The organism is Mesorhizobium sp. P5_C1, assembly GCF_054049815.1.
The window spans coordinates 1-8,218 of sequence record NZ_JBFULQ010000241.1 but is presented as its reverse complement, the minus strand read 5'-3'; the positions used below and the strand labels follow the sequence as shown (position 1 = coordinate 8,218).

General features: G+C 63.4%; 8 protein-coding genes and 1 pseudogene. 3 read left to right on the top strand and 6 right to left on the bottom strand.

Going from position 1 to position 8,218, the window contains the following annotated elements:
• The 3 genes from ACXJ7R_RS18795 to ACXJ7R_RS18785 all read right to left on the bottom strand — a co-directional run.
• Positions 1-705: S49 family peptidase (locus tag ACXJ7R_RS18795; protein ID WP_457153157.1), on the bottom strand; the 705-nt coding region annotated here is incomplete at its 3' end.
• Between the two features lie 79 nt (positions 706-784).
• The gene (locus ACXJ7R_RS18790) at positions 785-1,585 is read right to left on the bottom strand and encodes a tRNA1(Val) (adenine(37)-N6)-methyltransferase (RefSeq protein WP_457153156.1); all 801 of its coding nucleotides are present in this window, start codon (positions 1,583-1,585) and stop codon (positions 785-787) included.
• Positions 1,585-1,809: a putative signal transducing protein gene (locus ACXJ7R_RS18785; protein ID WP_091576439.1), complete on the bottom strand. Its 225-nt coding sequence runs from the start codon at positions 1,807-1,809 to the stop codon at positions 1,585-1,587. The genes ACXJ7R_RS18790 and ACXJ7R_RS18785 overlap by 1 nt, the downstream gene beginning before the upstream one ends.
• A gap of 207 nt (positions 1,810-2,016) precedes the next feature.
• Here ACXJ7R_RS18785 and ACXJ7R_RS18780 point away from each other — a divergent pair, with 207 nt between their 5' ends.
• Complete coding sequence (locus ACXJ7R_RS18780; protein ID WP_457153155.1) at positions 2,017-3,033, top strand: polyprenyl synthetase family protein; 1,017 nt, start codon at positions 2,017-2,019, stop codon at positions 3,031-3,033.
• Positions 3,034-3,067: 34 nt separating this feature from the next.
• Here ACXJ7R_RS18780 and ACXJ7R_RS18775 read toward each other — a convergent pair whose 3' ends face one another.
• Both ACXJ7R_RS18775 and ACXJ7R_RS18770 read right to left on the bottom strand, forming a co-directional pair.
• On the bottom strand, positions 3,068-3,667 hold the full coding sequence (locus tag ACXJ7R_RS18775) for an NADPH-dependent F420 reductase (protein ID WP_457153154.1): 600 nt from the start codon (positions 3,665-3,667) through the stop codon (positions 3,068-3,070).
• 149 nt (positions 3,668-3,816) lie between these two features.
• Entirely contained in the window at positions 3,817-4,551 is a 735-nt protein-coding gene (locus ACXJ7R_RS18770; RefSeq protein ID WP_457153153.1) for an SDR family NAD(P)-dependent oxidoreductase, read from the bottom strand.
• 289 nt (positions 4,552-4,840) lie between these two features.
• Here ACXJ7R_RS18770 and ACXJ7R_RS18765 point away from each other — a divergent pair, with 289 nt between their 5' ends.
• Both ACXJ7R_RS18765 and ACXJ7R_RS18760 read left to right on the top strand, forming a co-directional pair.
• Complete coding sequence (locus ACXJ7R_RS18765; RefSeq protein WP_457153152.1) at positions 4,841-5,779, top strand: LysR family transcriptional regulator; 939 nt, start codon at positions 4,841-4,843, stop codon at positions 5,777-5,779.
• 415 nt (positions 5,780-6,194) lie between these two features.
• Complete coding sequence (locus tag ACXJ7R_RS18760) at positions 6,195-7,970, top strand: tetratricopeptide repeat protein (protein ID WP_457153151.1); 1,776 nt, start codon at positions 6,195-6,197, stop codon at positions 7,968-7,970.
• A gap of 103 nt (positions 7,971-8,073) precedes the next feature.
• Here the strand turns inward: ACXJ7R_RS18760 and ACXJ7R_RS18755 are convergent.
• A pseudogene (locus tag ACXJ7R_RS18755) lies at positions 8,074-8,218 on the bottom strand (GNAT family N-acetyltransferase); the annotation flags it as partial.

Here is an 8,218-nt window from a genome sequence, read left to right as displayed (position 1 = left end):
GGTCTTCGCTCCGAACCGGGTCTTGAGCACCGTGCGCATGTCGCCGAGTGCATCGACCAGGCCGAGTTCGAGACCCTTCATGCCGGTCCAGAACAGACCGGTGAACAGGTCCGGATCGTCCTTCAGCTTCGCGCCGCGCCTTTCCTTGACGAGGTCGATGAACGTGCCGTGCACCTCGAGTTGCAGCGCTTTCAGGCGCTCGACGTCTTCCTTCTTCTCCGGCTTGAACGGATCGAGCACAGCCTTGTTCTGCCCGGCGGTGTGGACACGGCGCTCGACCCCGATCTTCTTCATCAGTTCCGGGAAACCGAACGAGGCCGACACCACGCCGATCGAACCGACGATGGAGGACGGATCGGCGAAGATCTCGTCGCCGGCGACCGCGATCATGTAGCCGCCCGATGCCGCGACGTCTTCGACGAAGACCAGCACCTTTTTGTTCTTTTCGCTCGCCAGGTCGCGGATACGCTTGAAGATCAGCCGCGATTGCACCGGCGAGCCGCCCGGCGAATTGATCGAGATGGCGACCGCCGGCGCGTCGTAGGAAAACGCCTTCTCGATAAGGCCGGCGGTCGAGGCCAGCGACAGACTCGGCCGGAACTGGCCACCCCCCGGCATGATGGTGCCGTGCAGCCGGATGACCGGAATGGTGACGACGGTTGAGCGCCAGGACTTCGGCAGCAGGCGGTTGATTAGTCGTTTCACGAGGGCGCGGTCTCCGGTCGATAGGTTGCAGGCATGTAGGAACTCCCCGGCCAACGGCAATGCGGCCGGTAAGAATAGCTCAGTCTCCGAACAGCGAGGCGAGGCCGTTGGCAATCATTTCGCTGCGCTCATCAGGTCCGTCGCCCGATTGCGGATGAAGCATCAAGGGAGGGCGAATGGCGAGCTTCCCCCGCGCCCCGAGCGCAGCCCTGACGACGATGCGGATCGCCGCCGCGTCGGGGCGGGGATGGACAGCGAGGATCTCGGCATCGCCGAAGCGGCCGGAGAGCGCATCGAGAATGGCGCCGAGCTGCTCGGGCCGGGCGATGACTGCGAGGCCGCCGCGCGGCCTGACCACGGCGGCAGCACTTCGGATCCAGCTCTCGAACAGTCCGTCCTCCGTGACGTGGGCTTCCTTTCTCAGGCGATCGGGCGTGGCACGGTCCCGTGCAGCGTTGAAAGGCGGGTTCATGATGACGAAGTCGAAGTCGTTGTCGGCGAGGCCGGCCGCCGCCCGCGCCCGTCCCGATACGGTGACATCGGCGATGAGCACAGAGGCACGGTCACTGAGATGGGCATTGCCGGGATGGGCAAGCGTTGCTGCGGCGAAAGCAGCCATTTCCGGCGCCCGTTCGACGAGCACGGCCGCGGCCGCCGGGCAGCGCGACAGCACCGCAAGGCCGGCGGCCCCGGCGCCGGCGCCGAAATCGGCGAGACGTCCGCCAAAGGAGGATGGCACGGACGCCGCCAGCATCATGGCGTCCATGCCGGCGCGATGGCCGCCTTGCTTGGGCTGCACGAGCCAGAACCGGCCGCGATGGAAGGCATCGACCGTATGGGCCGGCGTGTCCGGGGCAAGGGTGGCCGGCGCGGCGGACATTATTTCCCGCGGATCTCGTTGGCGATGCCGGCATCCGTCAGGATGCGTCGTGCCGCGTCGGCCTGGTCGGCATCGACCATGATGCGTCGCGGCAGGATGCCGAGCGAGCCGTCGAGCACGCTCATATTCTGGTCGGCGACGAAGCAGCCGATGCCGGCATCGCGCATCAGCGATTCGACAAAGGAGATGATGACGGCGTCGTTGGTGCGAATGAGCTCTATCATCGGGCGAAACTCTCAGTTTGCGGCGCATATGTAAACGGGCAGGCGGATTTCCGTCACCAAGCAGACCTGCTCTTTCGGCAGGGTTGACAGGCTGTCATCGCCGCCGCGCCAATTCGCCACTTGCCGTGGCCGTGTCTAGCGCCCTAGAGTCCCTGTAGGGACCAAGGGTGCCGTCGCACGCGTTATACCAAGACGGGAGTGATTGTCATGGGTGTCGTTCTCAACATCGAAAACGGGAAGCGGGAACCCGCCTCCATCAAGGATTTGATCGATCTGACGGCCGCCGACATGGGTCGCGTCAACGAATTGATCCTGTCCAAGGCCGGCTCCGACGTCGAGATGATTCCGGAGGTTGCCAACCATCTGATCTCGTCCGGCGGCAAGCGGCTGCGGCCGATGCTGACGCTCGCCGCCGCGCAGATGTTCGGCTATGTCGGCGAGGGCCACGTCAAGCTCGCAACGGCGGTCGAATTCATGCACACGGCAACGCTTCTCCACGACGATGTCGTCGACGAAAGCGGCATGCGGCGCGGCAAGAAGACCGCGCGCATGATCTGGGGCAACCAGGCGAGCGTCCTGGTCGGCGACTTCCTGCTCGGCCAGGCCTTCCGCATGATGGTCGATGTCGGCTCGCTCGAAGCGCTCGACATCCTGTCGAGTGCGGCCTCGATCATCGCCGAGGGCGAGGTGATGCAGCTCGCCGCCGCCAAGAACCTCGAAACCACCGAGGACGAGCATTTCGCCGTCATCAAGGCCAAGACCGCGGCGCTGTTTTCGGCCGCTGCCGAGGTCGGCCCGGTCATTGCCCAGGCGACACGCAACGACCGTGCCGCACTGCGCTCCTACGGCATGAACCTCGGCCTTGCCTTCCAACTGATCGACGATGCGCTGGACTATGGCGGCACCAGCAAGGATCTGGGCAAGAATGTCGGCGACGACTTTCGCGAGGGCAAGGTGACCTTGCCGGTCATCCTCGCCTACCGGCGCGGCACCAAGGCCGAGCGCACCTTCTGGAAGCGTGCCATCGAGGACAATGTCGTCGATGACGCCGGCCTGGAAAAGGCGATCGGCCTGATGACCCGCCACGGCGCGATCGCCGACACGATCGGGCGTGCCCGCCACTTCGGCGAGATCGCCCGCGACGCGCTGGCGCCGCTGGAAGCGACGCCGCAGAAATCGGCGCTGATCGACGTCATCGATTTCTGCATCAGCCGGGTGAACTGAGCGGCTGGCGTTTCGACAGTGGACAGTAAATCCGTTACTGCTCCTTCTTGAACAGGTCCTGGAAGATCAGCCGGCCCCAAATGCGGCCGCGTGCGTGCACCAGCGCGCCACCCTCGTTGAGCTTTCCCAGCTTGACGGGTGCGAACCCGAGTTGTTTGGCCAAATCCGCCACGGGAGCGATCGCGTCCTCGTCGTCGCTCGACAGGAAGACCACCCGGTGGCCGCCTTCGACGATCGGATCGGCAGCCAGGGTGGCCGCAACCAGATGATTGAAACCTTTCACGAACTTGGCGCCGGTGAACGACTTCGCAACGAAGGCGGAGGACGGAAGGCCGTCCAGCTCCCCAAGGGGAACCAACGCGTTCATCGCGTCGATGACCGTCTTGCCTTTCCAGCTCGGCAGGGCCTTCGCAACCTCGCGATGTTCCCCGAACGGGACCGCCAAGATGATTGTGTCGGCCTCGAGTGCATCCCGCAGCGACTCGGCGACGACCGTGGGTCCAATCGCCCGAGCCTGCGGCGCCAACGCCTCGGGCGGCCGGCGGCTCGCGACGGTCACGTCGATGTTTTTACGGGCGAAGGCGTTGGCGAGGGCCTGGCCTATCTTACCGAATCCTACAATCGCATAGCTCATAATACTTCTCCGATCCGTGTCGATAATGATTCCCCGGCCTTCAACGGCRCCGGCTATCCGTTCTGCTGTGTGGCGACCTTTGCGTAGACGTCCGGCCGTGAACGACTTCGCGGCCGGACGGTCAGCCGCTTCCGTGATCGGGCGCGATTTCAGATGGCCGAGAAGCCGCCGTCGACAGACAACTCCACCCCATTCACGAAGCTCGAATCGTCTGAAGCAAGAAACAGCGCGACCGCCGCAATTTCCTCAGGACGCCCCATCTTTCCCCGCGGGATCAGAGATTCGAACATCCGCTTGGCCTCCTCGGTGAGAACTTGGTCCTGCATCGGTGTGGCGATCGGCCCCGGGCTCAGCACGTTCACCCGGATATTCCTGCCCTTCAGTTCGTTGAGCCAGGTGCGTGCGAATGAGCGCAACGCTGCCTTGCTCGCCGCATACACGCCGTAACCAGGAAAACCTTTCACCGAAGCAACTGACCCGGTCATGAAGATCGATCCGCCATCGTTGAACAGCGGCAACGCCTTCTGAACTGTAAACAGCGTGCCGCGCGTATTCAGGCCGAAGGCCGCATCAAAATGCTGTTCGGTAATCTCCCCCAGTGGGACGGCTTCGCCCATGCCGGCGCTCGCGTACAGGACGTCGATCCTGCCCTTTTCCCGCTTGACTGTATCGAACAGGCGGTCGAGGTCGTCGAGATTGGCCGCGTCGCCACGCACGCCGGTCACGTTCCGGCCAATCAGCTTGACCGCCTCGTCGAGCGCCTCCTGCCCTCGGCTCGTGATGAAAACATAGGCGCCTTCTTCAACGAACCGCTTGGCGCTCGCCAGCGCCATGCCGCTCGATCCGCCCGTGATGACCGCAACCTTACCGTCCAGTTTTCCCACGATTTTTCCTTTCAGGCTCTGCCTTTGGTCGTTCGGGAAGAACCCCGAGAGCCTCGAAATAAGTCTGCCGGGGTCAGCCTTTGAGTGCGGAAACGCGCACATCGGTGGTGCAAAATCGATCCGGCTGGACGACGAACGCCAGCGGCGACGACCGGTGTGCGCCATTCAGGATTGGGCCGCGCTTGTCGGCAGGGGTTATGATCATCGCCGTGCTACCCGCAAACGAGATGCTGTTCGATGTGGTAGATGTGGGCTTTGGAAGGCGCACCGCGCGGTGCGAGATTGCACCATGATCGACTGGGATGACGTTCGCTACTTTCTTGCCGTCGCGCGTGGAGGCTCGGTGCGGGCTGCCGCCGAGCGCCTCGGTGTGAACCACTCGACCGTGCTGCGACGCATCGCCCAGCTCGAGGAACGCCTCGGGGTGCACATGTTCGAAAAGTTGCCGTCGGGCTACCGCCTAACGGCTGCGGGCGAGGAGGTCCTCGAGTTTGCGGACCAGATGGAAGCGTCGTCGCACCTGCTGGAGACGCGCGTCTTCGGGCGCGACCAGAGCGTGCGCGGGCTGCTGCGGGTGACGCTGGCACCGCCCCTCGCGACACACCTGCTCATGCCGGACTTCGCCGATTTCGCGCGTCTGCATCCGGACATCGAGATGGAAATCTTGTCGTCCGGCGAGCTGGCAAATCTGACCAACCGAGAGGCCGACGTCGCGATCCGCGTCGTCTACGACCGCAAAACCCTGCCGCTCAATCTTCACGGCCTGAAGGGACCGGAGCTGTTCGGCGGCGTCTTTATGTCTCGCGATCGACTAGCCGCGTGGCGTGCGGGCGCGCCTGATCCCATCCGCTGGATCGTCATAAGCATTCATGGAATTCCGGATTGGGCCAGAGAGGGTGAGGTTCGCACCACGGGGGTTCCATTCAGGACCACGGACGCCGAGGCGCAGATCGTTGCTGCACGGCAAGGGCTCGGGATGACGACACTGCCGTGCTTCGTTGGCGATGCCGACCCCCTACTGGTGAGGGTGCCGGGTACCGATCTGCACATGTACGGAACGCTCTGGCTTCTCACGCAGGGGGAGACACGCAAGACGAAGCGCGTGCGGCTCTTTACCGAGTTCGTATCCCGCAGGCTCGCCGCGTACGCTCCGCTTCTCGCGGGGCTGAATGGAGGCGAGAACTTAAGCCGACCCCGGCCTGATGACGATCCGACGATGTACCGATGAGCACCCCTTCGGGACGATCAAACGCATGTCGGGCGGTGGAAGGTTCCTCACCAGGGGGGCTTAGGGCGGTGAAGTCGAAGCGGCGCTCTAAATCCTCGCCTTCAACATCCTCCATGCCGTGAACGCCTTCGGTTATCGCGACACGCAGGTGCAGCGGCCTGCCTTGCCGGGCAAGTGCTGATATCGGAGTCCCAGCGGACCGAAGATGTGATATGATCGGCTCCGCGCGGGGCCATGACCGGAACTCGAAAACGGAAAACTGTCCCTGGTCGCCATGGTTTGTTAATCGGGTGCCCGGATTGTGAATTCGAGGCGGATTGAAGCGCGACCCCAAAAAGGCCATGCTTTGCCCGGAAAGATCGAGTCTACGCCAATCCCGCTGACGCGGAGATGGCGCCTGGCTGAAAGGGATACGATGCAGCAAGGACGTGCGCGCTGGCTGACAAGGCTGGCAATTGTGACAGGCATGGCGATCTCGGCTTTGCCGGCCTATGCCAAGCAAACCGCCGAACCGGTCAAGATCACGTCGTTCTCGGGTGCCTATCTGGCCGCCCGGATCGCCGAAGGCGACAACGACCTCGACAGCGCAATCGCCTATTACAAGCAGGCATTGGCCTTCAATCCGAGCGACACCGGCCTGCAGCAGAGCCTGATGCTGTCGCTRATCGCTCAAGGGCGCTTCGACGAATCCCTGGTCTATGCCGACAAGCTCAAGGAAGTTCCCGATGTCGAGCGCTTCTCGCGCCTGGCGCTGGCGGTCGATTCCTTCCACAAGAAGGATTTCGCCAAAGCACAGTACTGGCTCAAGCTGTCGCTGGAATCCGATCTCGACCGGCTGATCTCTGGCGTCATGTCCGGCTGGGCCCAACAAGGCGCCGGCCAAGCCAGCGATGCGATGGCGTCCATCGACAAGCTGCAGGGGCCGGACTGGTTCGGTCTGTTCAAGTCCTTCCATCGCGCGCTGATCGCCGACGCGTCGGGCATGCCCGAAAAGGCCGAGGCGATCTACGCCGCGACGATGCAGGATACGGCCGCCGGTGGTGCGGCTCCCGAAACCTGGATGCGCAACGCCCAGGCCTACGCGTCGTTCCTGGCTCGCAAGGGCGACAAGGACAAGGCACTGTCGGTGCTCGATCAGGCCGAGGCGTTTGCGCCGGGCAAGCTGGAAATCGTCGCCTTGCGCGACAAGATCAGCAAGGGTGACAAAATTGCGCCTTTCGCTGCCGGCCCGTCGGACGGCGCGTCGGAGATACTGCTTAATCTCGCCACGGCGCTCAATCGCGGCGGTGGCGAGCCATTCGTCCGTCTTTACCTGCAGTATGCCCTGGCCCTGAAGCCTGACAGCGACGCAGCCCTGGTGCAACTCGCGGCCGTTTCCGAACAGTTGAAGGACGGCGAGGGCGCCATCGCGCTCTATCGGCGCATCCCCGACTCTTCGCCGTTGAAAGAGCTTTCGGACCTGCAACTCGGCCTCAACCTTGCCGATCTCAATCGTCAGGACGAGGCGATCACCCATCTGAAGGCTTTCGTCGACGCGCATCCCGACGACATGCGCGCCTATCTGGCGCTCGGCGGCGTCTATTCGTCGAAGGATGATTTCCGCTCGGCGGCCAATCTCTACGACAAGGCAGTCACGGTGCTGAAGACGCCGACTGCCGCCAACTGGAACATCTTTTACCAACGCGGCATCGCCTATGAGCGGCTAAAGGAATGGCCCAAGGCCGAACCGAGCTTCCGCAAGGCGCTGGAACTGTTCCCCGACCAGCCGCAGGTGCTGAACTATCTCGGCTATTCCTGGGTCGACATGAATACGAACCTCAAGGAAGGCCTGGCGATGATCCAGAAGGCCGTCGATCTCAGGCCGAGCGACGGTTACATCGTCGATTCCCTGGGCTGGGCCTATTTCCGCCTCGGCCGGTTCGATGACGCGGTGCGCGAGATGGAACGCGCGGTGTCGCTGAAGCCGGAAGATCCGGTTCTCAACGATCACCTCGGCGACGCCTACTGGCGTGTTGGCCGCAAGCTGGAAGCCACCTTCCAGTGGAACCAGGCGCGCGACCTGAAGCCGGACCCCGATGTGCTGGCCACATTGCAGCAGAAGCTGATGAAGGGCCTGCCGCCCATCGAGTCCAACACCGCGCAGGAAACCCCGAAGGTCAAGCCCGAGCCGGTGCCAGCCCCGAAGGGGTGAAATCGCTTCTTGAAATGCAAACGGGGCTCTTTCGGAGCCCCGTTTTCGTTTGGACGTCCATCCGTCCTAAAACTCAACACGCGCCAGTGCGCCGGAAACTGCCTCAGAACATCTTCCGGTAGACGATGAACCCGGAGCGTTCGCCGACCTTGTCATAGAGCTTCATCGCCGTGTGATTGGTCTCATGCGTCAGCCAGTACACCCGCCCCGAACCGGCGGCCTGGGCACGCTCGTAGACGCCCTCTATC